Origin of the sequence: Streptomyces hokutonensis (genome assembly GCF_000376565.1) — a bacterium.
Taxonomy (GTDB): Bacteria; Actinomycetota; Actinomycetes; order Streptomycetales; family Streptomycetaceae; genus Streptomyces; species Streptomyces hokutonensis.
In genome coordinates this window covers 62,233-87,856 of sequence record NZ_BARG01000075.1, presented here as the reverse complement: position 1 = coordinate 87,856, position 25,624 = coordinate 62,233, and the positions used below count along the sequence as shown (strand labels likewise).

The following is a 25,624-nucleotide window of genomic DNA, read 5'->3' as shown; positions in this document are numbered from 1 at the left end:
TTGGCCTCCTACGCCGCGACGAGATACGAGAAGACGGACTCGAGGGACTCGTCCGACGGCGAGACCGTGAGCAGCCGGATGCCGTGGTCCCTGGCCACCCGGGGCAGCAGGGCGGTGAACCGGCCGAAGTCGACGGCCTGGATGCGCAGCGCGCCCTCGGCCAGGTCGACCTCGATGCCCGAGGTCGACGGGTCCGCGATCAGCGCGGCGGCGAGTGCGCGGTCGTCGCTGGAGCGGACCAGGTAGCGGTGCGGGCGGTCGGTCATCAGGCGGCGGATCTTGCGGAAGTCGCCGCTGGCCGCGTGCCGTCCGGCGACGACGACCTCGATGTGCCAGGCGAGCTGCTCGACCTCTTCGAGGATGTGGGACGAGAACAGCACCGTGCGGCCCTCGTCGCCCATCCGCCGCAGCAGGTCCATGAGCTGCATGCGCTGGCGCGGGTCCATGCCGTTGAAGGGCTCGTCGAGGAGGAGCAGCGAGGGGTCGTGGACCAGGGCGGACGCCATCTTCACGCGCTGGCGCATGCCCTTGGAGTACGTGGAGATCTTGCGGTCCTGCGCGTACTCCATCTCGACCGTGGCCAGCGCCTTCTGGGCCGCCTTGGCGCCGAGGCCGTGCAACTCGGCGTTGGCGACGACGAATTCGCGTCCCGTGAGGAAGTCGTACATCGCCTCGCGCTCGGGGACGATCCCGATGTGCTTGTAGATCTGTTCGTTGCGCCAGACCTGCTGGCCGTCGAGGGTGACGGTGCCGGTGGAGGGGGCGAGGAAGCCGCCCATCATGTTGATGAGGGTGGACTTTCCCGCGCCGTTCGGGCCGAGGAGTCCGGTGACTCCGGGGCCGACGTTCATGGTGATGTCGTTGACGGCGACCACGTTGCCGAACCAGCGGGAGACGTGGTCGATGGAGAGCGTGGTCACAGGCCCACCTTCCGGTAGCGGCGGATCAGGAGGCCGTAGGTCGCGGCGATGAGGCCCAGCACGGCGAGGACGTAGACGACGCCTTCTCCGTGGGTGGGGCCGACGCCTCCGGGGAACGCCGAACTCGCGCCCAGGAAGGCCGACTGGAGGCCGTCGATGAGGGTGACGGGCGAGAAGAGGCCGATCCAGGGGATGGCGTTCGTGGCGTTCTGCGCGTCGGCGATCGCCTGGAGGGTGGAGACGGCGCCGTAGGAGATGGTCAGTACGGCGATGACGGCCGCGATGCCGAAGCCTCGGCGCGGGGTGACCGCCGCGATGACCAGGCCGATGCCGGCGAAGAGCAGGGAGAGGAGGGTCACGGAGACGAGTCCCTGGGCGAAGCCCTTGGTCTGGTCGGCGAAGTCGAGCTTCGCGAGCAACGCTCCTACGTAGAGCACGATCAGCGGGGCGGCGGTCAGGATGAACATGGCCGAGGCGAGGGCCGCGAACTTGGCCCGCACGTAGTCGGCGGTCTCGATCGGCCGCGAGAAGTACAGCGGAACGGTCTTGAAGCGCAGGTCCCGCGAGACGGACTGGGGTGCCTGGGAGGCGACGTAGAGGCTGATGACGGCCTGCATGATGATCGCGTAGCGGGTGTAGTGGACGGGCAGGTCCTTGGCCTTCGTGGCGACCGCGACGGCCACCATGATGGCCGCGGGCACGCACATGACCACGAACAAAAGCATCGGCAGCACCTTGGACTTCACCGAGCGGCCGAGGCCGTAGGCGCCGCGCAGGGACTGCGAGTAGAGGGAGCGCCGGGCGTAGGCGCGGCCCAGGCGGGGGCCGTCGTAGTTGCGGTAGCCGATGTTGTGGATACGGGTCTGGTCGCCCGGCTGGGGGACCAGGGGCTGGTCAATTGCCATGGCCTACGGCCTCCTTCCGCTCTGCGTCGCTGTCGGTGCCGGTCTCGGTGTCGGTGAAGACCTCGGAGATGTGGTGGCGGCGCTGCTCCATGCGCACCAGGCCGAGGCCGAGGTCCGCGATCACGTCCCGGACCACGTCGTACGTCTCCTCGCCCGAGGCCGTCAGGAGCAGGACGTGGCCCGCGCCCGGCAGGCCGCTGCCGTCGTGGGTGTCCACCCCGCGCGCGTGGAGCGCCTCGCGCACCGCGCGGGTGCCGTCCGGGTGCTCGTCGGTGTCGGTGACCTCGATCGCCAGGGTCGTCGTGGTCTGGGTGAAGTCCGTGGTGGAGCTGGAGCGCAGGAGCTTGCCGCCGTCGACCACGATCACGTGGTCGCAGGTGCGCTCCAACTCGCCCAGCAGGTGCGAGGTCACCAGGACCGAGATGCCGAAGTCCGTGTAGATCCGGCGGATCAGGCCGAGCATCTCGTCGCGGCCGACCGGGTCCAGGCCGTTGGTCGGCTCGTCCAGGAAGACCAGCTGCGGGTCGTGGACGAGGGCCTGCGCGAGCTTGACGCGCTGCTTCATGCCCGTCGAGTAGCCGCCGATGGGGCGGTAGCGCTCCTCGTACAGACCGACATGGCGCAGCGTGTCCGCGGTGCGCTCGCGCGCGGCCGTGGGCGGCAGTCCGGACATGCGCGCCATGTGGACGACGAACTCGGTGGCCGAGACGTCGGGCGGCAGACAGTCGTGCTCCGGCATGTACCCCACGCGCTCGCGGATGTCGGCACCCTTGGTGGCGACATCGAGTCCGAGCACTTCGGCTCGGCCCTCGGAGGCGGGGGACAGACCCAGCAGGATCTTGATCAAGGTCGACTTGCCGGCTCCGTTGGCACCGACGAGCCCCGTCACACCGGGGCCGACGTCCACGGAGAGCCGGTCAAGCGCGGTCACCCGGGGGAACCGCTTGCTCAGGCTTTCGGTCGCGATCACAGTCACGTCTACGAAGGTAGTGACGCGGACCACTCCGGTCGTCACCCCGCAGAGCTGTCCTCACGTCAGACTCCAGACGTACGGGTCCGTAGGGGATGCCCCTACTTGAGAGCTACGCGACCGCCCTCGCGCACTTGTCCACAGGTAGAGATCAAGGCTATTGACGCAGCCTCTAACAACTGTCACATTCACCAGTGTCAAGTTACGGGCACGTACCGCAGTCGGTGTGGACAGGTGGGGCGGTGGCATGACTACGGCGGTGACACGCGAACTCTCCGCGGAACTGCGGGGGTTCAGGGAGGTCCAGCGGCTGGCGTACGAGTGCGCCGAGGCCGTCGCGGCCCGGCTGAAGCCCGGGGTGACCGAGCGCGACGCGGCGCGCATGCAGCGGTCGTGGCTGCGCGCGCGGGGAGTGCGGGACTGGTTCCATCTCCCCTTCGCCTGGTTCGGCGACCGCACGGCGTTCACGAACTTCCGGGTGCCGCTGCAGTTCTTCCCCACGAACCGGCGGCTGGAGCCCGGGATGCCGTTCATCCTGGACATGGCCCCCGTGTACAAGGGCTTCACGGCCGACATCGGGTACTCGGGCTCCCTGGGGGCGAATCCGGTGCAGGACCGGCTGATGGCCGACCTGGAGGCACACCGCGAGCTGATCCTGCGCGAGGTGCGCGAACGGCGCCCGCTGCGCGCAATCTACGAGGACGTGGACCGCCTCATGGTCCGCCAGGGCTACGCCAACCGGCACCGCGCGTATCCCTTCGGCGTGATCGCGCACAAGGTCGACCGGGTCGCCGAACGCCCTTGGTCCCCGCGCCTGTTCGGGTTCGGCACCCAGTCCCTCAAGGGCCTGGCGAGCGACGCGCTGCACGGCCACCGCGACGGCTGGTCCCCGCTGTGGTCGCCGTACCGCTTCTCCGACCACCCCCCGCACCCCGGCCTGTGGGCGGTCGAACCGCATCTCGGATTCCGGGGCACGGGCGCCAAGTTCGAGGAGATCCTCGTCGTCACCGACTCCAAGGACCCCGAACAGAGCGCCTTCTGGCTGGACGACGATCTGCCGCACGTGCGGCGCTGGGCGGAGGACAAGTGACGCTTGAGGGTGCGCGCGAGCGCCGGGTGCGGACCGGCGGGGTCGAGCTGTGCGTGGCCGAGCTGGGGGACGCGTCGAACCCCACGGTGGTCCTGGTGCACGGCTATCCCGACAGCAAGGAGGTGTGGTCCGAGGTCGCGTCCCGGCTGGCCGACCGCTTCCACGTCGTGCTCTACGACGTCCGGGGCCACGGCAAGTCCACGGCCCCGCAGCCGCTGCGGGGCGGGTTCACGCTGGAGAAGCTGACGGACGACTTCCTCGCGGTCGCGGACGCGGTCAGCCCTGACCGGCCGGTGCATCTGGTGGGCCACGACTGGGGCTCGGTGCAGTCCTGGGAGTTCGTCACGGTCGAGCGCACGAAGGGCCGTATCGCCTCCTTCACGTCGATGTCCGGGCCCTCCCTCGACCACTTCGGGCACTGGATCAACAAGCGCCTGACCCGGCCCACCCCGCGCCGCGTCGGCCAACTCCTGGGCCAGGGCGCCAAGTCCTGGTACGTGTACCTCCTGCACACGCCCGTACTGCCCGAACTCGCCTGGCGCGGCCCGCTCGGCAAACGCTGGCCGAAGATCCTGGAACGCGTCGAGAAGGTCCCCGGCGGCGACTACCCGACGTCCTCGCTGCCCACGGACGCGGCCCACGGCGCCTGGCTGTACCGCGACAACGTCCGGGCGCGGCTGCGCAGGCCACGCCCCGACGCCTACGCGCACGCGCGCGTGCAGCTCATCACGCCCCTGGGGGACGCGTTTCTGTCCGAGCGGCTCTACGACGGGCTGGAGGAGTGGGCGCCGGAGCTGGTGCGGCGGACGCTGCCGGCCAAGCACTGGATCCCGCGCACACGGCCCGATCAACTGGCCTCCTGGATCACGGAGTTCGTGACGGCCAAGGAAGATGACCCGGTGACGCCCACGGGGACGGGCAAGTACGCCGAGCGGTTCGGCGGGCAGCTCGTGCTGGTCACGGGGGCGGGCAGCGGGATCGGGCGGGCCACGGCGTTCGCGTTCGCCGAGGCGGGCGCGCGCGTGGTGGCGGTCGACCGGGACGCGGAAAGTGCCGCCCGCACCGCCGAGTTGGCGCGGCTCATCGGCGCCCCCGAGGCCTGGGCGGAGACGGTCGACGTCTCCGACGGGCCGGCCATGGAGAAGCTCGCCGCGAAGGTCGCCGGCGAGTACGGCGTGGTGGACGTCCTCGTGAACAACGCCGGAATCGGACTCTCCGGTTCCTTCTTCGACACCACCCCGGAGGACTGGAAGAAGGTCCTCGACGTCAACCTGTGGGGTGTCATTCACGGCTGCCGGCTCTTCGGGAAGCAGATGGCCGAGCGCGGCCAGGGCGGCCACATCGTCAACACCGCGTCGGCGGCGGCCTTCCAGCCCTCCAAGGCACTGCCCGCCTACAGCACCTCCAAGGCGGCCGTCCTGATGCTCAGCGAGTGCCTGCGCGCCGAGCTGTCCGGGCAGGGGATCGGCGTCTCGGCGATATGCCCGGGCCTCGTCAACACCAACATCACCTCGACCGCGCACTTCGCCGGGGTCGACGCCGTCGAGGAGAAAAGGCGCCAGAAGCGGTCGGCACGGCTGTACGGGCTGCGGAACTACCCGCCGGAGAAGGTCGCCGACGCGATCCTGCGGGCGGTCGTCCGCGACCAGGCCGTCGTACCCGTCACTCCGGAGGCGCGCGGCGCCCATCTGCTGTCCCGGTTCGCCCCGCGCGCGCTGCGGGCGGTGGCCCGGCTGGAGCCGCCGCTGTGACCTCAGCGAACGAGCACCACGAGCATGACGTGAGCGAACACCACGCGATCGCGCCCCGCCGGGTCTCCTTCGACTGGTCGCGCACGCCCCTGCACTGGATCCCGGACGAGCCGACCGCCACGCATGTCATCAACGTGCTGCATCTGCTGCTGCCGGCGGGGGAGCGGTGGTTCGTGAAGGTCCTCAAGGAGGGCCTGCCGCTGGTCAGGGACCCCGAACTCCTCACGGACGTCAAGGGGTTCATGGGCCAGGAGGCCACACACAGCGTCCAGCACGCGCACGTACTGGACCATCTCGCGGCCCAGCGGCTGGACACGGCGGACTTCACCAAGCACGTCGACTTCCTCTTCGAACGGCTGCTGGGCGAACGCCCGCCGCTCGGCGCACCGTTGCCCGAGCGCGAGTGGCTGCGCTTCCGGCTCGCGGTCGTCGCGGCGATCGAGCAGTTCACGGCGGTGCTGGGCGACTGGATCCTGGCCGCCGAGGACCTCGACCGGGCGGGCGCCGACGAGATCATGCTCGACCTGCTGCGCTGGCACGGCGCGGAAGAGGTCGAACACCGCGCGGTGGCCTTCGACATGTTCCAGCACTGCGGGGGCCGCGGTCTCCCCCGGTACGCCCGCCGTATCGCCGGCATGACGGTCACCGCGCCCGTGATGCTCTACCTGTGGGCCTGGGGCACGGCCTATCTGATCCGCCACGACCCGCAGCTCGCCGGGCGCGTCCGCTACTCGCTCGCCGAGCACAACAGGGCCGTACGGAAAGGCCTGTTGCCCACCTGGCGGTCGCTCGGCGCGGCCGTCCCCCGCTATCTGCGGCGCTCCTACCATCCCTCGCGGGAGGGATCGCTGAGCCGGGCGGTGGAGTACCTGAGACGGTCACCGGCGGCGCGGGCGGGGGCGGGGGCCGCGTGAGTGCCGGCTCCGGTGCGGTCGCCTACCGGATCGAGGATCTCGCGCGGCTCAGCGGGGCCACGGTCCGGACGATCCGCGCCTATCAGGATCGCGGGCTGCTCCCCCGCCCCGAGCGGCGCGGGCGGGCCAATGTGTACGCGGACGTCCATCTCGCCCGGCTCCGCCAGATCGCGGACCTGCTCGAACGCGGCTACACCCTGGCCTCCATCAAGGAGTTGCTGGAGGCCTGGGACGCGGGCCGGGGCCTGGGCGGGGTGCTCGGGCTGGTCGCGGAGGTCGACGGGCCGTGGACCGACGAGGAGGCGGCCCGGATCTCGCGCGCCGAACTGGAGCGGCGCTTCGGCGGCAGCCCGGACGACGCGGCCGTCGCCGAGGCCGTCGAACTCGGCGTACTGGAGCCGGTCCCCGGAGACACCGACTCCTTCCTCGTGCCGAGCCCCCAAGAGCTGGCGGTGGCCGTCGAGTTGTACGCCTCCGGGGTTCCGCTGTCCGCGATCTCTTCCCATCTGCGGGAGTTGAGGGTCCAGGTCGAGCACATCGCCTCCCGTTTCCTGGAGTTCACCACCGAGCACGTCTTCGCCCGCTACCTCGAAGGACCGCACCGTCCGACCGACGCGGACGCGGCCGAGGCGGCCTCGCTCGTACGACGCCTGCGGCCCCTCGCCCAGCAGACTGTGGACGCGGAACTCGCCCGCGCGATGCGGCTGTTCGCCAACCGTTCGCTGCGGCAGCACCTGGGGGCGGCGGAACCTTCGCCGTCGGTGTCCTCGTCACGTTCCGTGGCCGTGCCCGAGGAGACAATGCGGGCCGTGGAGGCGCTGGTTGGGGCGGCGAACGCGGCGGAGTTCGTCGCGCTGGCGGCTGAACGGGAGCTGCGGGCAAGGGCGTTGGATGCGCTCATGCCAAGTGAGCGCCCCCCAGCTGATCTTGACGAACAGGCCTGACATGACAGGGAGTTATCCACAGAAACGCCAATTCCCCTGTGGATAACTACAGTTGGTTGTGGACCAAACATCGCCCCTAAAAAGAAAATGCGTGATCCGCGTCTCTCCCGTCATGCTGAACGGATGGATGAAAGACGCACCGTGAAGGTGTCGAAATACCTCTCGAAGCACCTGCGCCACCAGCCCGAGCGGATCGGGCTCACCCTCGACGAGGCCGGCTGGGTCGAGATCGACACGCTGATCGCCGCCTGTGCCGCGCAAGGGTTCCGCTTCAGCCGCCAGGAACTCGACCATGTGGTGACCACGAACGACAAGCAGCGCTTCGCGATCGAGGGCACGCGCATCCGCGCCAGCCAGGGCCACAGCATCGAGGTCGACCTCGGACTGCCCCCGGCCACCCCGCCGTCGTACCTCTTCCACGGCACGGTGGCACGCAACCTGGACGCGATCCGGGCCGAGGGGCTCCGGCCCATGAACCGCCATGCCGTGCACCTCTCCGCCGACCGGGAGACCGCGACCCGGGTGGGCGCCCGTCGCGGCCGGCCCGTCGTGCTCGCCGTGGACGCGGGCGCGATGCACGGCGACGGCCATGTGTTCCGGGTCAGCGAGAACGGGGTGTGGCTCACCGAGGCGGTACCCACGCGCTATCTGCGGTTCCCCGAATCCCACTGACCCCGCACGGCCCGAGATGTGTCACGGGGTATGGCCTCGGCCGCACCACCCCCGGCATGATCAGAGGTATGGACCATTTCCCCAGCACCGAGGCGGCCGTGACCGCCCTGCGTGACATCGCGGCCGAGTACGCGCGTGAGATCGAGGTCACCCACGACATCGGCGCCGACCAGACCTCGCGCCGCACCGCCGCGGGTTTCGGCGTCACCACCGACCCCGACGGTTCGCTCCCGCACGAGGCCTTCATCGAGTTCGGCGGACTGCCGCGGGTGAGCGTGCGGCTCTTCCCCGAGGACGACGCCGTGATCACGGTCGAGGGCATCGCCTGCCCCGACGTCGCACGCGACGACGTCGCCGCCTTCCTCCGCTCCGTCTTCGACGGCCACGCCTACGTCAAGACTCGTCGCTTCCCGCCCGGCTGCAACCTGGTCGTGCCGCTGCCCGGCGACCGGACGCACAAGGAGTGGATCGCGATGATCACCCTCACACCGTGGCTGAACGGCCGCATCAGGTGACGGTTTCACGTGAAACACGGACCGCCGCATAGCCTGGGAGCCATGAACCTGCGCCTGAGCACCGTGATCCTCCCGTACCGCCGCTGGAACGAGGGGAGCCGCGAGGCATGGCAGCGCGCGGAGCAGCTCGGCTTCCACACCGCCTACACCTACGACCACCTGTCCTGGCGCACCTTCCGGGACGGCCCGTGGTTCGGCGCCGTACCGACGCTGACCGCCGCAGCGGCCGTCACCGAGCGGATGCGTCTGGGCACGCTCGTCACGTCGCCCAATTTCCGGCACCCGGTGACCCTCGCCAAGGACCTCATCACGCTCGACGACGTCTCCGACGGACGCGTCACCCTCGGCATCGGTGCGGGCGGCACCGGCTTCGACGCCACCGCCCTCGGACAGGACCCGTGGACCCCACGGGAGCGTGCCGACCGGTTCGGGGAGTTCGTTCCGCTGCTGGACCGGCTGCTCACCGAGGACTCGGTGTCGTACGAGGGTGACTTCTACTCGGCGCACGAAGCCCGGAACATTCCAGGGTGTGTGCAGCGGCCCCGGCTGCCGTTCGCGGTGGCCGCCACCGGGCCGCGTGGTCTGAAGCTCACCGCCCGCCACGGGCAGGCCTGGGTGACCACCGGTGATCCCCGGCTGTTCGAGAACGGCAATCCCGAGCAGTCGGTTCAGGCCATTCGCGGGCAGGTCGAGAAGCTGGCCGACGCCTGCGCGTCGATCGGCCGGGACGCGGCGGGGCTCGACAAGATCCTGCTCACCGGTTTCACCCCGGACCGCGGCCGTCCGCTGGAGTCCCTCGGCGCCTTCGTCGACTTCGCGGGCCGGCACCAGGAACTGGGCTTCACCGACATCGTGATCCACTGGCCCATTCCGGACTCCGACTTCGCGGCGGACGAGAAGGTCTTCGAGCAGATCGCGATGGAAGCCCCCACGCAGCTCCGCTGACCCGGCGGCATCCCTGACCTCGGGCGCAACGGCCCTGCTGGGAGCCCTAACCACTCACATGTGCGCACTGCCGCACGGCCGTGCGGGCATATGCGGGAGAATGGCCCGGTGACCTCAGCGACTCGACAGCCCGAGACCCCGGCCTCCGCCGTCCCGCCACGGCTGATCGCCACCGACCTGGACGGCACTCTGCTGCGCGACGACAAGTCGGTGTCCCCCCGCACGGTGGCCGCTCTGGCGGCTGCCGAGGAGGCGGGCATCGAGGTCTTCTTCGTGACCGGCCGCCCGGCCCGCTGGATGGACGTCGTCAGCGACCACGTCCACGGTCACGGCCTGGCGATCTGCGGAAACGGCGCCGCCGTGGTCGACCTGCACGGCGGCCCCGGGGCCCACCGTTTCGTGAAGGTCCGCGAACTGGCCCGGAACAACGCCCTCGACGCCGTACGACTCGTGCGCGAGGCGGCGCCCGGGACCGTGTACGCGATCGAGCAGACCTACGGCTTCTACCAGGAGCCGGCGTATCCGAAGATGCACATGGAGATCCCGGACACCCTGGCGCCCGCCGAGAAGCTCCTCGCGGCGGACGCCCCGGGGGCCGACGAGCCGGTGCTGAAGATCCTCGCGTTCCACCCCGACCTCGACCCGGACGACTTCCTGACCACCGCCCGCCTCGCCCTGGGCGACCGCGCGAACGTCACCCGCTCCAGTCCCAGCGCCCTGCTGGAGATCAGCGGCCCCGGCGTCTCCAAGGCGAGCACGCTCGCCCTGTGCTGCGCGGAGCGGGGGATCGCGCCCGAGGAGGTCGTCGCCTTCGGGGACATGCCGAACGACGTCGAGATGCTCACCTGGGCCGGGCAGTCGTACGCGATGGGCAACGCGCACCCCGCCGTGCTCGCGGCGGCCTCCGGGCGGACCGTCGACAACAACGAGGACGGCGTGGCCGTCGTGATCGAGCGGATGTTGTCCGAGCGGCGGTAGCTCAGCCGACAGCCACTCCGCGGGCCTCCAGCCACGGCAGCGGATCGACCGCCGAGTCCGTCTCCGGAGTGGCCCGTACCTCGAAGTGCAGGTGCGGTCCGGTCGAGTTGCCGGTCGTGCCGGACTCGCCGATCCACTGGCCGGCGGTGACGCGGTCCCCCTGATCGACGGCCACGGTGGAGAGATGGGCGTACTGCGTGCAGTTGCCGCCCGGATGCTCGACCACGATCTGGATGCCGAAGGCGCCGCCGCAGGACACCCGCACCACCCGGCCCGCTCCGACCGCCCGGACCGGCGTGCCGACGGGCACCGCGAAGTCCTGGCCGGTGTGCCGGTTCGCCCAGCGGGAGCCGCTGCTGCCGAATCCGGCGGACAGCTCGCTCGTCTCCACCGGCGCGACCCATGAGGCGGTTTCGGTGGTCGGCGGCTGGTCGAGGCGGACGGCGCCCGGGCAGGAGCCCGACCCGACCGATCCGTTCGTCTGCCCGGTACCCGCTGTGTGGCTGTCGCCGTCGCCGGGGCGGGCCGCCAGCACGGCGATCGCGCACAGCAGCACCGGAACGAGCAGTGGGTGACGGCGAGATGAGGGCATGTCAGCGATCGTGACCCGCGCGGCGGACCGGTGCCCTGTTCAAGTCGTACGCATGGGGGACAGGGTGGCGCGAACGGCTCAGTGGGAGCCCCCGGGGGGACGGGCTCAGTGGGGTGCCTGCCACACCACCGTCGTGCCGCCTCCGCCGTTGCCGGGTCCGTACCAGCTGTCGCCGCCCAGGGATTCGGCCCGTCGCTTGAGGTTCTTCAGGCCGCTGCGGCGACCGCCCTCCGGGATGCCGACCCCGTCGTCCGCGACGGTGAGCCGGACGCCCGGCCGGCCGTCGGGCAGGGTCGCGGTCGCGTCGACGACGACCTCGATCCGGGTGGCCGCCGCGTGCCGGAACGCGTTGGAGAGGGCCTCGCGCAGGGCCGCGATGAGGTTCTTGCCGCTCAGGTCGCCGACCACGATGTCGACCGCGCCGACGAAACTGTGCGCGGGTGTGAAACCGAGCGGCACGGCGGCCATGTTGATCTCCCGCAGCACCCGCGTGCGCAGTCCGGATGGGGCTTCGGTGGGCCGCTGTTGGAGCGCGAAGATCGCGGTGCGGATCTCCTGGATGGTGATGTCGAGTTCGTCGACGGCGTTGCCGACGCCCTGCCGCACCTCGGGCACGAGCGAGTCGCGCCGGGCGCTCTCCAGCATCATGCCGGTGGCGAACAGCCGTTGGATGACCAGGTCGTGCAGGTCGCGGGCGATGCGGTCCCGGTCCTCGTACACCGCGAGGCGTTCCCGGTCGCGCTGCGCCTCGGCCATCATCAGCGCGAGCGCGGCCTGCGAGGCGAACTGGATGGCGAGGGTGCGTTCCGCCTCCGTGAACGGCGGCTCACCGCACGCGCGAGGTGTGACCAGGGCCCCCAGGACGCGCCCTCCGCTCTGCAGGGGCAGCGCCATGATCGGTCCGTACGCGCGCGCGAGGGCGCTGATCATACGGGGATCTGTGCCCGCGTCCCCCACGAACACCGGCTGTCCGTCGAGGAGTTGCGCGACGATCTCGCTCTCCGGCGGGACGACTCTGCCGAGCTGGTTCGACGGCTGTTCCGAGGCCACGGCGACGATCTCCATGCCGCCCTCGTCGGCGGGCAGCAGCACGATCCCGGCCGCCGATCCGGACAGCCGGCGGGCGCGTTCCGCGACGACCCGGAGCGCGTCCTCGGCGTCTCCGCCGGACAGCAGGGCGGTCGTGACGGCCACCGACCCGTCGATCCACCGCTCACGCTGCTGGGCGGCCTCGTACAGCCGGGCGTTGCCGATCGCGATGCCGGCCTCGGTCGCCAGGACCCGGACCATGTTGACGTCGTCGTCGTTGAACGGGTCCCCGCCGCGTTTCTCGCCCAGATAGAGATTCCCGAAGACCTCGCCCTGGACGCGGATCGGAACACCGAGGAAGGCCCGCATCCGCGGATGGTGCGCGGGGAAGCCCCAGGAACGCGGGTCCTGGGTCACATCCGGGAGCCGGACCGGCTCCGGCTCCCGGATGAGCGCGCCGAGCAGTCCCTTGTGCCCGTCGGGAAACCGCCCGATGCGCCGCGCGGTGCCGGCGTCGACTCCGTGGAAGACGAAGTCGGCCAGGGCGTCACCGTCCTCGTCGACGACACCGAGCCCCGCGTAACGGGCTTCCGTCAGTGTGGCCGCCGCCTCGCAGATCCGCTCCAGCGTGGAGTGCAGTTCGAGCCCGCTGCCCACGGACCGCATCGCCGCCAGCAACTGCGGCACGCGTACGGCCAGTTCGGCGGAGAGCCCGGAGGAGGGCGACGGGGGACCGGCACTCGCGGCGGCTGACATGCCCCGAGCCTAATTAGTCCGCTTTGTCACGGAAAGTCGAGCGCCTCGACCCCGAGTCTCCCTATCCGGCCGCCACCAGCACCTCGGACTCCGCCTCCCGCTCCGCCATCCCCCGCAACGGCCCCTCCACCGAGGCCAGTCGGGCGTACGGCCCCCGCTGCACGACCCGTCCCTCGTCCAGCACGATCACCTCGTCCACGTCCTCGAGCCCCGCCAGCCGGTGCGTGATGAGCAGCGTCGTACGGCCCTCCGTGGCGGCCAGCAGATCGGCGGTGAGCGCGTCGGCGGTCGCGAGGTCCAGGTGTTCGGCGGGCTCGTCGAGCACGAGCACCGGGAAGTCCGCGAGCAGCGCGCGGGCGAGTGCCAGCCGCTGCCGCTGCCCGCCGGACAGCCGCGCCCCGTGCTCACCGACGAGCGTGTCCAGGCCGTCGGGCAGCCCGTCGGCCCAGTCCAGCAGCCGGGCCCGCTCCAGCGCGGCCCGCAGCTCGTCCTCGGTCGCGTCCTTCCTCGCGAGCAGCAGGTTCTCGCGCACCGAACTGTCGAAGAGGTGCGCGTCCTGGGCACACAGCCCGACGAGCCGTCGTACGTCGTCGCCGTCCAGGGCGTACGCGTCCACGCCGGCCAGCGTGTACGAACCGGCGTCCGCGTCGAGGAAGCGCAGCAGCACCTGCGCCAGCGTCGTCTTGCCGGACCCGGAGGCCCCGACCACGGCGACCCGGCGCCCCTTCTCCAGCGTCAGGTCGAGCCCGGCGAGCGCGTCCCGGTCCTGCCCGGTGTGCCGGGCGGCCAGCCCCTGTACGACGAGCGGGAACGGCGTCGCGGGCGCCTGGCGGGGCCGCTCCGGTTCCCGTACGGGCTCGGGGGCGTCCAGGACCTCGTACACGCGCTCGGCGCTCTTGCGGACCCGCTGCCGGTACTGCACGGCGAGGGGCAGTCCGAGGACGGCCTCGAAGGCGGCGAGCGGGGTGAGGACGACGACGGCCGTCAGGACACCGCTGAGTCGTCCCGCGGCGACGGCCTGCGCTGCGACCAGGGCGGTGGCGGCGACGGTCAGGCCGGAGATCAGCGCGGTGAGGCCGTCGCCGAGCGCGGTGGCGGTAGCGGCGCGGGAGGCGATCCGGGTGAGGACGCCGTCCGCGCGCCGGGCCTCGGCGGTACGGGCGGGCAGTGCGCCGGCGACCGTCAACTCGGCGGTGCCGGTGAGCAGTTCGGTCACGCGGGTGGCGAGCGCTCCGCGAGCGGGGGCCAGCCGCCGTTCGGCGCGGCGGGCCACGGCACCGGTGACGAGGGGGACGCCGACGCCGGCCGCGAGGAGACCGACCGCGAGGACGGCACCGGCCTCGGGCAGCAGCCAGGCCGTGAAGCCGACCGTCGCCGCCGAGACAGTGGCCGCGACCCCGGCGGGCAACAGCCAGCGCAGCCAGTAGTCCTGGAGCGCGTCCACGTCGGCGACGAGCCGGGACAGCAGATCGCCCCGGCGGGTGTCCCGCAGCCCGGCGGGCGCGAGCCGTTCGAGGCGCCTGTAGACGGCGACCCGGGTGTCGGCCAGCATCCGCAGCACCGCGTCGTGCGACACGAGCCGCTCGGCGTACCGGAACACGGCCCGCCCGATCCCGAAGGCCCGGGTCGCGGTCACCGCCACCATCAGATACAGCACGGGCGGCTGCTGCGAGGCCCGCGAGATCAGCCACCCGGACGTGGCCATGAGCCCAACTGCACTGCCCAGCGCCAGACTTCCGAGCAACAGGGCCAGGGCGAGGCGGCCACGCCGGGCACCGGACATGGCGCGGACGCGGGCGAGGACGCTGCCCGTGTGTGCGGCAAGCCGAGTCTCGGGCTCATCGACGTCCACGGAACTCACCATCGCCTTCGGGCTCGTACCGGCGAGCGTCGGCACGACCTCCGCACGAACCGCGGTCTCGCCCTCCGTCACCCGTACCACCCGGTCCGCCACCGCCAGCAGAGCCGGCCGGTGCACCACGAGCAGCACTGTCCGCCCGACCGCCAACCGCCTTACCGCCTCGACCACTTCGGCCTCGGTCGCCCCGTCCAGGGCGGCCGTCGGCTCGTCGAGGAGCAGGACGGGACGGTCGGCGAGGAAGGCCCGGGCGAGCGCGAGCCGCTGCCGCTGCCCGGCGGACAGTCCGGCCCCGTCCTCGCCGAGCACACTCCCGATGCCCTCGGGCAGCGCGTCCACGAAGTCCAGGGCGCCTGCGTCGGCCAACGCCCGCCGTACGGCGGTGTCGTCGGCGTCGGGCCGGGCGAGCCGTACGTTCTCGGCGATCGTCCCGGCGTACAGCTGCGGGCGTTGCGGCACCCAGGCGATCCGCGAGCGCCACCGCTCCAGGTCGGCGTCGGTGAGATCGACTCCCCCGACCAGTACCCGTCCCTCGGTGGGCCGCACGAACCCCAACAGGGCGTTCAGCAAAGTGGACTTGCCCGAGCCGCTCGGGCCCACGAGGGCGACCGTCTCGCCGGGTTCCACGGTGAAGGACACGTCCGACACGGCGTCCACGGACCGCCCTGGATACCGGACCGTCACACCTTCGAAGGCGAGCGCGTCGGAGGGCACTTCGGTGGTTCCCGTGGCCGGGACCGGTGTCTCCAGTACGGCGAAGATCTCCTCGGCCGCCGCGAGGCCTTCCGCCGCCGCGTGGTACTGCGCACCCACCTGACGCAGGGGCAGATACGCCTCGGGGGCCAGGACGAGGACGACGAGGCCGATGTAGAGGTCCATGTCGCCGTGGACAAGCCGCATGCCGATCGTCACGGCGACCAGGGCCACGGAGAGGGTGGCCAGGAGTTCCAGGGCGAAAGAGGAGACGAAAGCGATCCGTAGCGTCCGCATCGTCGCCTGCCGGTACTCGCCGGTGATGCGCCGGATCGACTCGGCCTGCGCCTTGGCCCGCCCGAACACCTTCAGGGTGGGCAGGCCCGCGACCACGTCCAGGAAGTGCCCGGAGAGCCGGGACAGCAACTGCCACTGGCGGTCCATCCGGGACTGTGTGGCCCAGCCGATGATCACCATGAAGAGCGGGATGAGCGGCAGAGTGCCGACGATGATCGCCGCCGAGACCCAGTCCTCGGTGACGATCCGCGCCAGCACCGCCACCGGGACGACCACCGCGAGCCCCAACTGCGGGAGATAGCGCGAGAAGTAGTCATCCAGGGCATCGACACCACGCGTGGCGAGGGCGACCAGCGAACCGGTCCGCTGCCCGCTCAGCCAGCCGGGGCCCAGCTCCACGGAACGCTCCAGCAGCCGTCGCCGTAGCTCCGACTTCACGGAGGCGCTGGCACGGTGGGCGGCGAGTTCGGTGAGCCAGGAGACCAGGGCACGGCCGGCCGCGACGGCCACCAACAGCAGCAGGGGAGTGCCGAGTTCATTCACGGACTTGCCGTGCTGGAAGGCGCCGACCACGACCTCGGCGATGAGCATCGCCTGGGCGATGACCAGCAGCGCCCCTACGGCACCCAGGCCGACGACCGCCATCAGGAAGAGGCGGGTGGCGCGGGCGTATCGAAGTAGCCGTGGGTCGATTGGTTTCACGTGAAACACACCCTCATCTCGGGAGGTCCCGACTTCTCAGTTGGCCCCAAGGGGGCATGTTTCACGTGAAACATGCCCCAAAGCGGACTCAGTGCTCGGCCTCAGTGCGCCGCTTCTGCGATGTGCTGCGTACCGATCCGCTTGCGGAACACCCAGTACGTCCAGCCCTGGTAGAGCAGGACGATCGGGGTCGCGATCCCCGCGCACCAGGTCATGATCCGCAGCGTGTACGGGCTCGACGAGGCGTTGGTGACCGTGAGGCTCCAGTCCGCGTTGAGCGAGGACGGCATGACGTTCGGGAAGAGCGACAGGAAGAGCATCGCGACGGCGGCAATGATGGTGACCCCGGAGAACGCGAACGACCAGCCCTCGCGCCCGACTTGGATCGCCCCCAGCGCCGCGACCAGGGCGACGACAGCCACGATCATCGCCACCAGGCTCTTGCCGTCACCGCTGTCGACCTGGGTCCAGATCAGGAAGGCCAGCGCCAGCAGGGCGGTGACGAGACCGACTTGAAGGGCCAGCTTCCGTGCCCGCGCCCGGATGTCCCCGACGGTCTTGAGCGCCGTGAACACCGCGCCGTGGAAGGTGAACAGCGTCAGCGTGACCAGGCCGCCGAGGATGGCGTACGGGTTGAGCAGGTCCCAGAAGGTGCCGGCGTACTCGAAGTTCTTGTCGATCTTCACGCCCCGCACGATGTTGCCGAAGGCCACGCCCCACAGGAAGGCGGGGAGCAGCGAGGTCCAGAAGATCGCCGTCTCCCAGTTGCGCTGCCAGTTCTCCTCGGGCCGCTTCGCCCGGTACTCGAAGGCGACGCCCCGGACGATCAGGCAAACCAGGATGATCAGCAGGGCGAGGTAGAAGCCGGAGAAAAGAGTGGCGTACCACTCGGGGAAGGCGGCGAAGGTCGCGCCGCCGGCCGTGAGCAGCCAGACCTCGTTGCCGTCCCAGACCGGGCCGATCGTGTTGATCAGCACCCGCTTCTCGGTGCGGTTGCGGGCGAGCAGCTTGGTGAGGATGCCGACCCCGAAGTCGAAGCCCTCCAGGAAGAAGTAGCCGGTCCACAGGACGGCGATGAGGACGAACCAGACGTCGTGCAGTTCCATGACTGTGCAGCTCCCTCGGCCTAGTAGGAGAACGCCATCGGCTTGTCGGCGTCCTGGGAGTCGCCGCCGATCTTCGTGGGCGGGTTGAGGTCGGCCTCGGTGAGTTCGGGCGGGCCGGCCTTGACGTACTTCGCGAGCAGCTTGACCTCGATGACGGCGAGGATCGCGTAGAGCGAGGTGAAGACGATCATCGAGGTGAGGACCTCGCCCTGGGAGACGCTGGGGGAGACGGCGTCACGGGTCTGGAAGAGGCCGTAGACGACCCAGGGCTGGCGGCCCATCTCGGTGAAGATCCAGCCCCAGGAGTTGGCGACGAGGGGGAAGCCGAGGGTCCAGATGGACACCAGCCAGTAGAGCTTGGTGAGTTTCGGGCCGAGGGCCTTCTTCTTGAAGAGGACCACGTTCGGGACCTCGTCCTCGCCGACCCGCAGATGCTGGGGCAGCATGAACTTCTTGCGGGTCAGCCAGAGTCCGGCCAGGCCGACCGCGAAGGACGCCATGCCGAAGCCGATCATCCAGCGGAACGCCCAGAAGGTGACGGGGATGATGGGCCGGTAGTCGCCGGGGCCGTACTTCGCCTGCTCGGCCTTGTTGGTGTCGTTGATGCCGGGGACGTACGAGCTGAAGTCGTCGTCGGCGAGGAACGACAGTATCCCGGGGATCGAGAGCTCGACGGTGTTGTGGCCCTTGCTGACGTCGCCGTAGGCGAAGATCGAGAACGGCGCGGAGTCCTGGCCGTCCCACAGGGCCTCGGCGGCGGCCATCTTCATCGGCTGCTGCTTGAACATGACCTTGCCGAGGGTGTCGCCGCTGACGGCGGTGAGCAGGCCGGCGATGGTGACGGTGATCAGGCCCAGCCGCAGCGAACTCTTCATCACCGCGATGTGCTTCTTGCGGAACAGGTGGAAGGCCGCGATGCCGACCATGAACGCGCCGCCGGTCAGGAAGGACGCGGAGAGCGTGTGGAAGGCCTGCGCGAGCGCGGTGTTCTGGGTCAGGACGTGCCAGAAGTCGGTGAGTTCGGCACGGCCCTTGGCTTTGTTGATCTTGTAGCCGACGGGGTGCTGCATCCACGAGTTGGCCGCGAGGATGAAGTACGCCGAGAGGATCGTGCCGATCGAGACCATCCAGATGCAGGCCAGGTGGATCCGCTTGGGGAGCTTGTCCCAGCCGAAGATCCACAGGCCGATGAAGGTGGACTCGAAGAAGAACGCGATCAGCGCCTCGAAGGCGAGCGGGGCACCGAAGATGTCACCGACGAACCGCGAGTAGGCGGACCAGTTCATGCCGAACTGGAACTCCTGCACGATGCCCGTGACGACGCCCATGGCGATGTTGATCAGGAAGAGCTTGCCCCAGAACTTGGTGGCCCTGAGGTACTTCTCCTTCTCCGTGCGCACCCACGCGGTCTGCAGCCCGGCCGTGAGAGCGGCGAGCGAGATCGTCAGAGGGACGAACAGGAAGTGGTAGACGGTGGTGATGCCGAACTGCCATCGCGCCAGTGTCTCCGGCGCCAGAGCCAGTTGCACGTCGTCAGTCTCCTTATGTCGCCGTGGTCACAGCGGCAGTTTGCCCCTTATGCCCCACGCATCACTGGACAACCAGGACACGCTTGTGAACGCGTTCACATTCACAAGGAATTATGACGCATGGCAGTTCGAGACGTGAGAGGCGGGGGGTCCCCTAACGCGGCCGACCGGCCCCACCAGGGAGGGACCGGCCGGCCTATGGCGTCGACGACGCCCTACAACTCCTTGCGGAAGCCCTCCGCCACTTTCAGGAAGATGTCGTTGGCCTCGGTCTCCCCGATCGTGATCCGCACGCCCTCACCCGCGAACGGCCGCACCACCACGCCCGCCCGGTCGCACACCTCGGCGAAATCGACCGTACGCTCCCCCAGCCGCAGCCACACGAAGTTCGCCTGGGTCTCCGGGACCGTCCAGCCCTGGGCTCGCAGCGTGTCGACCACGCGGGTGCGCTCGGACACCAACGAGCCGACCCGGCCGAGCAGTTCGTCCTCGGCGCGCAGCGAGGTGACCGCCGCGTCCTGCGCGAGCTGGCTCACCCCGAACGGCACCGCCGTCTTGCGCAGCGCCGCCGCCACCGGCTCGTGCGCGATCGCGAAGCCGACCCGCAGCCCGGCGAGGCCGTACGCCTTGGAGAAGGTCCGCAGGACGCAGACGTTCGGCCGGTCGCGGTAGAGCTGGACGCCGTCCGGCACCTCCATGTCCCGGATGAACTCCCGGTACGCCTCGTCCAGTACGACGAGCACATCGCCGGGCACCCGGTCCAGGAAGCGCTCCAGCTCTGCCCGCCGTACGACCGTGCCCGTCGGGTTGTTGGGGTTGCAGACGAAGATCAGCCGGGTCCGGTCGGTGATCGCGTCGGCCATCGCGTCGAGGTCGTGCACATCGCCCGGGGTCAGCGGCACCTGCACGGCCGTGGCGCCGCTGATCCGCGTGATGATCGGGTACGCCTCGAAGGAGCGCCAGGCGTACATGACCTCGTCGCCCGGTCCCGCGGTCGCCTGGATCAGCTGCTGGGCGACGCCGACCGAGCCCGTGCCGGTGGCCAGGTGGGAGACGGGGACGCCGAACCGTTCCGCCAGCTCGTTCATCAGACCGGTGCAGGCCATGTCAGGGTACCGGTTGAAGGACGCGGCGGCCGCCGTCACGCTCTCCATGACACCGGGCAGCGGCGGGTACGGGTTCTCGTTGGAGGACAGCTTGTAGGCCACCGGACCGTCCGCCGCGGCGGGCTTGCCCGGCTTGTAGGTGGGGATACCCTCCAGCTCGGCGCGCAGCTTGGGGCTCGTCTCGCTCACCGCAGTCCTCCTTGTGACCACCACCGGAATTCAATACTGCTCACCTTATGAGGATTCGACGCCGCCGCGTACAGGTCGCGTCCGGGTGAGCGGCCCGTGGACGCCGGCCAGGAATGTCTCACACGTCACATCCGCATCAGGGGCAACAGCGTACGAAGGCGCACGAACCGGGGGCGCGCTGTACATATATCTATGCGCCGGTAGCTCACGCCGTGGCGCGCATCCCTCGTGCAGGTGAGTTGAGACCTCTTCGAAACATCGGGGACTTGGCAGGCCCATGCGCGCCGACAAGTCACGTAATGCCATCGAAGCGTTTAACTGCCTTTGTTTCTAAGGTAGTTGACCCTTTCTGACCTTGCAGAAACGTGCCTGTCAACGCGTGCATATGCGTCCGCACTACCCCACCGCATGAGCCCTACTATCGGCTCGCCATGACAGCAGCAGGGAAGCACCAGGTGAGCCGCGCGGAAACCTCTCGTCGAGGAAGCCGGCCGGGCCGGGCGGGAATCAGAGACGTGGCCGCCGCGGCCGGAGTCTCCATCACGACCGTCTCCGACGCCCTCAACGGCAAGGGCCGGCTCCCGGACGCCACCCGACGCCATGTCCGCGAAGTGGCCGACCGGCTGGGCTATCGGCCCTCCGCGGCGGCTCGCACGCTCCGTACCGGGAAATCGGGCCTCATCGGCCTGACCGTCACGACGTACGGGGATGAACCTTTCACCTTCACCGAATTCGCGTACTTCGCCGAGATGGCGCGCGCCGCCACCTCGGCCGCGCTCGCCCGCGGCTACGCCCTCGTGATCCTTCCGGCGACCTCGCGCCACGACGTGTGGTCGAACGTCGCCCTGGACGGCACGGTCGTCATCGACCCGTCCGACCAGGACCCGGTGGTCAGCGAGCTCGTCCGGCAGGGTTTACCGGTCGTCTCCGACGGCCGCCCGGCCGGCTCGCTCCCGGTGACCGCCTGGGTCGACAACGACCACGAGGCCGCCGTCCTCGGCATCCTCGACCACCTGGCCGACGCCGGCGCCCGCCGGATCGGCCTGCTCACGGGCACGAGCACGGACACATACACACATCTCTCGACCACCGCATACCTGCGTTGGTGCGAGCGGGTGGGCCAGGATCCGGTGTACGAGTCCTATCCGGCGCACGATCCGTGCGCGGGCGCCGTCGCCGCCGACCGGCTGCTCGCCCGGCCCGACCGGCCGGACGCGGTCTACGGCCTGTTCGACCCCAACGGCACGGATCTGCTGGCCGCGGCCCGCCGTTACGGGATGCGGGTGCCGGAGGATCTGCTGCTCGTGTGCTGCAGCGAGTCCACGGTGTACGCCAACACCGAGCCGCCGATCACCACGCTCTCGCTGAAACCGCGCCGCATCGGTACGGCGGTGGTGCAGCTCCTCATCGACGCCATCGAGGGGGTCGATTCGGATCTGCCGGTCGAGCAGGTGATACCGACGGAACTGATCATCCGTACGTCGTCCCAGCGACGGCCACCGCGGACGACGGTGAGTCCGCCTCGGTCGCCGGAGGGGAAGTAGGGGGTCGGGCGGTCGAGTTGCCCTTCGGGGGCGGCCGGTTGGGCGGCTCTTTCGGGGGAGGCGGGTGGCCGGTGGGTCAGTCGGGCGGTCGGGCGGTCGGGCGGTCGGGCGAGTTTCCGGAGGGGCGGGCGGCTCGTCTGGCGGTGAGTCAGGCAGCGAGGCTGTCGGGCCGTTGGCGGGTGGGGCTTTGGGGCGGACCTGTCGGCCAGTCGGCGATCGGTCGGTCCTGTGGTGGGCCGTCGTCGGGTCCGGCCGTGAGGCGGTCTGACGGTGAGTCGGTTCGACTGCGGGTCGGTCTGGCGCTGGGTCGGTCCAACAGTGGTCGGTCTGCCTGTCGGGTTCCCGGTGGGCCTGATGTCGGTCGGGCCCGTCCCGTCCGCTGGTGTGGGCCGCTCGGTCGGTGAACCGGTCGAGCGGTGGCATGGGCCGGCGGTGCGTCAGCGCAGCGGTAGGTCGGGGCGGCGGTGGGGCTGCCCCGGCGAGCGCCTTCCGTTGGGTCGACCGTCGGTGGGTCCGCTTGCTGGCGCGTGCCCGCGCCAAGGGCCGCTCGGGGTGTTCGCGGGGTGTGGTGACGGGCGTGGGGGGCGGGGCGGAGCCGGGACGGGCGGGGCGTCGTAGCCGGGACGTGCCGGCGCCGGGCCCTTGCTCGCGGCCCGCACAGGGAGGGCTGGGGGGAGGACGCCGTGACGGGCTCCGCGAGGCGGTTGACGCGGTGCTGGGCGTCTCTCGGGGCGGAGTGGCGGGCGGGCGGTGCCCGGGCGCTTCCCTCGGGCTCCGGTACGGGCCGGACGGTGCCGGGACTCCCACCCGGCGCCGTTCGGGCCGTAGCGCACGGCCCTGCCCCCTCGACGCCCGCCCGACCCTGCATCCCCAGGCACCCACCCGATCCCGTGCGGGCCGTAGCGCCCGCCCCTGCCCCCTCGACGCCCGCCCGACCCTGCATCCCCAGGCACCCACCCGATGCCGCTCGGGCCGTAGCGCCCGCCCCTGCCCCCTCGACGCCCGCCCGACCCTGTCTCGCCAGGCATCCACCCGATGCCGCTCGGGCCGTAGCGCCCGCCCCTGCCCCTTCGACGCCCGCCCGGCCCCGTCTCCCCAGGCACCCACCCGGCACCGGAGTCGACCACCGACCGGCCGACGGTCGGTGGTCGTACCGAAGTCGGAGGTGGAGTACGGCAACCGCCGGAGGGCAGCGCACCGGCGAAATTCAGCCGCGCTTCCGGCGGGAACCGATCGTCCTTCGGGTGCTGGTCGAGTGGTCGAAGCCCTGCCCAATCGGGGCGAAAGCCACAGTGAACCGGAGTCCTGCTCTGATTCACCACCCCTGGGTCATCACATGGCGCGATCCGCATTCCTATGATGGGCCCACGACACCGCGGGCCGCTGCGACCAGGCAGTCCGACGCGGTGCAGACGCGGCGTGATGGTGGAGGGGTCGATGACTCAGGGGGCCGGTCAGGGACCCGAGACGGAGCGGGCGGCGACGTTGCGCGACTTCCGGGTGCCGGCGTATGTCCACGAGACCGGTCCGTACGCCGACAGCGCGCAGCCCGGCGGCGCCGTACGACCCGACGAGGAGGCCTTCGACGAGGCCTATCCCGACGGGTACACACCGACTCAGCGTGATCTGCCGGTCATCAATAGGGGTGACACGGTTCAGGTCGCGGTGGACCCGGCGTCGGTGGGCATCCCCCGGCAGACGGAGGGCCCCGGTCCGCTGTTCGTCGTAGGGGATGTGCACGGCTACCTCGACGAACTGGTGGCCGCGCTGCGGGAGAAGGGCCTGATCGACGCGGCCGGCAGCTGGTGTGCGGGCACCGCGCGGCTGTGGTTCCTCGGCGACTTCACCGACCGCGGGCCGGACGGCATCGGCGTCATCGACCTGGTGATGCGGCTGTCCGCCGAGGCCGCCGCGGCCGGCGGCTACTGCAAGGCCCTCATGGGCAACCACGAGCTGCTGCTGCTCGGCGCCAAGCGGTTCGGCGACACCCCCGTCAACTCCGGCGCGGGCACCGCCACCTTCCAGGCGGCCTGGCTGCTCAACGGCGGCCAGAAGACCGACATGGACCGTCTCCAGGACGTCCACCTGCAGTGGATGTCCCGGCTGGACGCCATGGAGGAGGTCGACGGCCACCTCCTCGTCCACTCCGACACCACCGCCTACCTCGACTACGGCGACTCGATCGAGGCCGTCAACGACAACGTCCGCGAGACCCTCACCCGCAACGACGCGGACGAGGTGTGGGACGTGTTCCGCAAGTTCACCAAGCGCTTCTCCTTCCGCGACGAGGGCGGCGCCGAACATGTCCGCTCGTTGCTCGACATGTACGGCGGGACCCGGATCGTGCACGGCCACAGCCCGATTCCGTACCTCCTGGGCGACGTCGGCTCCGAGGACGGCGAGGACTCCGCCAGTCCCGTGGTCGAGGGACCGCACGTCTACGCCGAGGGACTGGCCATCGCGATGGACGGCGGAGTGACCATGGCCGGAAAACTGCTGGTCCAGCAACTGCCGTTGGATATCTGAGCGTTTAACGGGCAGACGTCCCCCTCGGAGGACCGGCGGACGACAGCGCTGGCCAGGGGCCAATTTCTGGAAACCCCCTGTCACCGTGTGCCGTCGCCGCTCTACCATCGGCTTATCCGTAGCAGGCTCCCCTCCGTTTCTGCCCGACGGCTCGTTGGCATGCGAGCCCCAAGCCCTACGGAGCATCGGGGGATGCACATGAACAGCGTTCCGCAGCACCTGCTCAGCGAGGACCGCCAGGAGTACGAGCGGATCCTCGACGAGGCGCTGCGCTCCGCCCCTACCCGCCCGGAACTGGCCGCTGTCGGTAAGCGGCTCAACCCCGAACAGCTGCGCACCATGGCGCTGAACGCCACCGCACTCATCACGGCGGCCGCGGCGACCGAGTACCAGCACTACGTGAAGGTCCGCGAGGAACTGCGCCGGCCGGCGTCGTCCACCCCGCCGTCCGTCCACGAGACCGGCTCCGCGGAGCCGGGCGGCGTGGGCGCGATGGGGCTCGCCACCACCCTGGGGGAGGCTGCCGAGGGTGCGGGTGCCGTCGCCGTCGCCGCCGTCCTCACCCCCGTCCTCGCCGGCACGGCCGCGGCGATATTCCTGCTCGTGGGTTACATCCTCAAGATGCTCACCCCCGAACCCGCATTCGCCCAGACCATGCTCACCGCCGGCTGGGTGTTCGGCGCGATGACCGCCGCGGCGATCCTCGTCGCCGCCATCGGCCTGCTCCTCACGGCCCTGCGCAACCGGCCGACGTTCGACGCCGACCCCTACGGGGAGTCGGGCGGTGAGGTGGCCCGGGCCAGGGAAGCCTGGCACGACGCCCTTCTGGAACGCGGCATCCTGCCGTTCCTCCAGGAGGCGCTCGCGGCCCCGGGCACGGCGGCCCGACGCCGTACGACCCCCTCGGCACCGAGTCGCATGCCGCACCTCGGCTACGACCGCCCGGGCTTCTCCAGCCCCGACGACGGCCCCGAACCGGGCCACCGCCCGAGCTTCACCAGCCCGGACTTCAGCAGCCCGGACTTCGGGGGGCCCGAGCACGCGCCGGAGTAGCCCCTCGGCTTGCGCCCCCAACCAGGGGAGCGCAAGCCGA

At 70.6% G+C, this 25,624-nt stretch carries 19 protein-coding genes and 1 pseudogene; 11 read left to right on the top strand and 9 right to left on the bottom strand.

What is annotated here, in order from left to right:
* Positions 1–8: 8 nt before the first annotated feature.
* The 3 genes from SSP08S_RS40805 to SSP08S_RS40795 are packed head-to-tail and all read right to left on the bottom strand — an operon-like array spanning position 9 to position 2,795.
* Positions 9–920: an ABC transporter ATP-binding protein gene (locus SSP08S_RS40805; RefSeq protein WP_019073425.1), complete on the bottom strand. Its 912-nt coding sequence runs from the start codon at positions 918–920 to the stop codon at positions 9–11.
* Complete coding sequence (locus SSP08S_RS40800) at positions 917–1,825, bottom strand: ABC transporter permease subunit (protein ID WP_019073424.1); 909 nt, start codon at positions 1,823–1,825, stop codon at positions 917–919. Before SSP08S_RS40800 ends, SSP08S_RS40805 begins: the two co-directional genes overlap by 4 nt.
* Positions 1,815–2,795, bottom strand: coding sequence for an ABC transporter ATP-binding protein (locus SSP08S_RS40795; RefSeq protein WP_026179266.1), 981 nt, complete (start codon positions 2,793–2,795; stop codon positions 1,815–1,817). The genes SSP08S_RS40800 and SSP08S_RS40795 overlap by 11 nt, the downstream gene beginning before the upstream one ends.
* A 247-nt stretch (positions 2,796–3,042) precedes the next feature.
* Between SSP08S_RS40795 and SSP08S_RS40790 the strand changes: the two genes are divergently transcribed.
* The 8 genes from SSP08S_RS40790 to SSP08S_RS40755 all read left to right on the top strand — a co-directional run bounded on the left by SSP08S_RS40790 (position 3,043) and on the right by SSP08S_RS40755 (position 10,604).
* Positions 3,043–3,885 carry a M24 family metallopeptidase gene (locus SSP08S_RS40790; protein WP_026179265.1) on the top strand — a complete coding sequence of 281 codons (843 nt, stop codon included), beginning with the start codon at positions 3,043–3,045 and terminating at the stop codon, positions 3,883–3,885.
* Complete coding sequence (locus tag SSP08S_RS40785; protein ID WP_019073421.1) at positions 3,882–5,636, top strand: SDR family oxidoreductase; 1,755 nt, start codon at positions 3,882–3,884, stop codon at positions 5,634–5,636. Before SSP08S_RS40790 ends, SSP08S_RS40785 begins: the two co-directional genes overlap by 4 nt.
* Positions 5,633–6,550, top strand: coding sequence for a metal-dependent hydrolase (locus SSP08S_RS40780; protein ID WP_019073420.1), 918 nt, complete (start codon positions 5,633–5,635; stop codon positions 6,548–6,550). The genes SSP08S_RS40785 and SSP08S_RS40780 overlap by 4 nt, the downstream gene beginning before the upstream one ends.
* Positions 6,547–7,494: a MerR family transcriptional regulator gene (locus SSP08S_RS40775; RefSeq protein WP_019073419.1), complete on the top strand. Its 948-nt coding sequence runs from the start codon at positions 6,547–6,549 to the stop codon at positions 7,492–7,494. The genes SSP08S_RS40780 and SSP08S_RS40775 overlap by 4 nt, the downstream gene beginning before the upstream one ends.
* Positions 7,495–7,617: 123 nt before the next feature.
* Positions 7,618–8,166, top strand: coding sequence for an RNA 2'-phosphotransferase (locus tag SSP08S_RS40770; protein ID WP_026179263.1), 549 nt, complete (start codon positions 7,618–7,620; stop codon positions 8,164–8,166).
* 68 nt (positions 8,167–8,234) lie between these two features.
* Positions 8,235–8,681 (top strand): hypothetical protein, encoded by a 447-nt coding sequence (locus SSP08S_RS40765; protein ID WP_019073417.1) that lies wholly within the window; start codon positions 8,235–8,237, stop codon positions 8,679–8,681.
* A 42-nt stretch (positions 8,682–8,723) separates the two neighbouring features.
* Positions 8,724–9,626 (top strand): LLM class flavin-dependent oxidoreductase, encoded by a 903-nt coding sequence (locus SSP08S_RS40760; protein ID WP_019073416.1) that lies wholly within the window; start codon positions 8,724–8,726, stop codon positions 9,624–9,626.
* Between the two features lie 90 nt (positions 9,627–9,716).
* Positions 9,717–10,604, top strand: coding sequence for a Cof-type HAD-IIB family hydrolase (locus tag SSP08S_RS40755; RefSeq protein ID WP_174479443.1), 888 nt, complete (start codon positions 9,717–9,719; stop codon positions 10,602–10,604).
* A 1-nt stretch (position 10,605) separates the two neighbouring features.
* On the opposite strand, the pseudogene SSP08S_RS56860 reads toward SSP08S_RS40755, so the two are convergent.
* The 6 genes and pseudogenes from SSP08S_RS56860 to hisC form a co-directional block, all read right to left on the bottom strand.
* Positions 10,606–11,091 (bottom strand): annotated as a pseudogene (locus SSP08S_RS56860) (M23 family metallopeptidase); the annotation flags it as partial.
* A 210-nt stretch (positions 11,092–11,301) separates the two neighbouring features.
* Complete coding sequence (locus SSP08S_RS40745) at positions 11,302–12,981, bottom strand: sensor histidine kinase (protein WP_019073413.1); 1,680 nt, start codon at positions 12,979–12,981, stop codon at positions 11,302–11,304.
* Positions 12,982–13,042: 61 nt separating this feature from the next.
* Entirely contained in the window at positions 13,043–16,531 is a 3,489-nt protein-coding gene (gene cydD, locus SSP08S_RS40740) for a thiol reductant ABC exporter subunit CydD (protein ID WP_026179262.1), read from the bottom strand.
* Positions 16,532–16,632: 101 nt separating this feature from the next.
* The gene (gene cydB / locus SSP08S_RS40735) at positions 16,633–17,637 is read right to left on the bottom strand and encodes a cytochrome d ubiquinol oxidase subunit II (protein ID WP_019073411.1); all 1,005 of its coding nucleotides are present in this window, start codon (positions 17,635–17,637) and stop codon (positions 16,633–16,635) included.
* A gap of 20 nt (positions 17,638–17,657) precedes the next feature.
* Positions 17,658–19,166: a cytochrome ubiquinol oxidase subunit I gene (locus tag SSP08S_RS40730; protein ID WP_019073410.1), complete on the bottom strand. Its 1,509-nt coding sequence runs from the start codon at positions 19,164–19,166 to the stop codon at positions 17,658–17,660.
* 215 nt (positions 19,167–19,381) lie between these two features.
* On the bottom strand, positions 19,382–20,461 hold the full coding sequence (gene hisC, locus SSP08S_RS40725) for a histidinol-phosphate transaminase (protein WP_019073409.1): 1,080 nt from the start codon (positions 20,459–20,461) through the stop codon (positions 19,382–19,384).
* A 431-nt stretch (positions 20,462–20,892) separates the two neighbouring features.
* Between hisC and SSP08S_RS40720 the strand changes: the two genes are divergently transcribed.
* The 3 genes from SSP08S_RS40720 to SSP08S_RS40710 all read left to right on the top strand — a co-directional run bounded on the left by SSP08S_RS40720 (position 20,893) and on the right by SSP08S_RS40710 (position 25,584).
* On the top strand, positions 20,893–22,005 hold the full coding sequence (locus tag SSP08S_RS40720) for a LacI family DNA-binding transcriptional regulator (protein WP_078532683.1): 1,113 nt from the start codon (positions 20,893–20,895) through the stop codon (positions 22,003–22,005).
* A 1,437-nt stretch (positions 22,006–23,442) separates the two neighbouring features.
* Complete coding sequence (locus SSP08S_RS40715) at positions 23,443–24,531, top strand: metallophosphoesterase (RefSeq protein WP_019073407.1); 1,089 nt, start codon at positions 23,443–23,445, stop codon at positions 24,529–24,531.
* 192 nt (positions 24,532–24,723) lie between these two features.
* Positions 24,724–25,584 (top strand): membrane protein, encoded by an 861-nt coding sequence (locus SSP08S_RS40710; RefSeq protein WP_019073406.1) that lies wholly within the window; start codon positions 24,724–24,726, stop codon positions 25,582–25,584.
* The last annotated feature ends 40 nt before the right edge of the window (positions 25,585–25,624 follow it).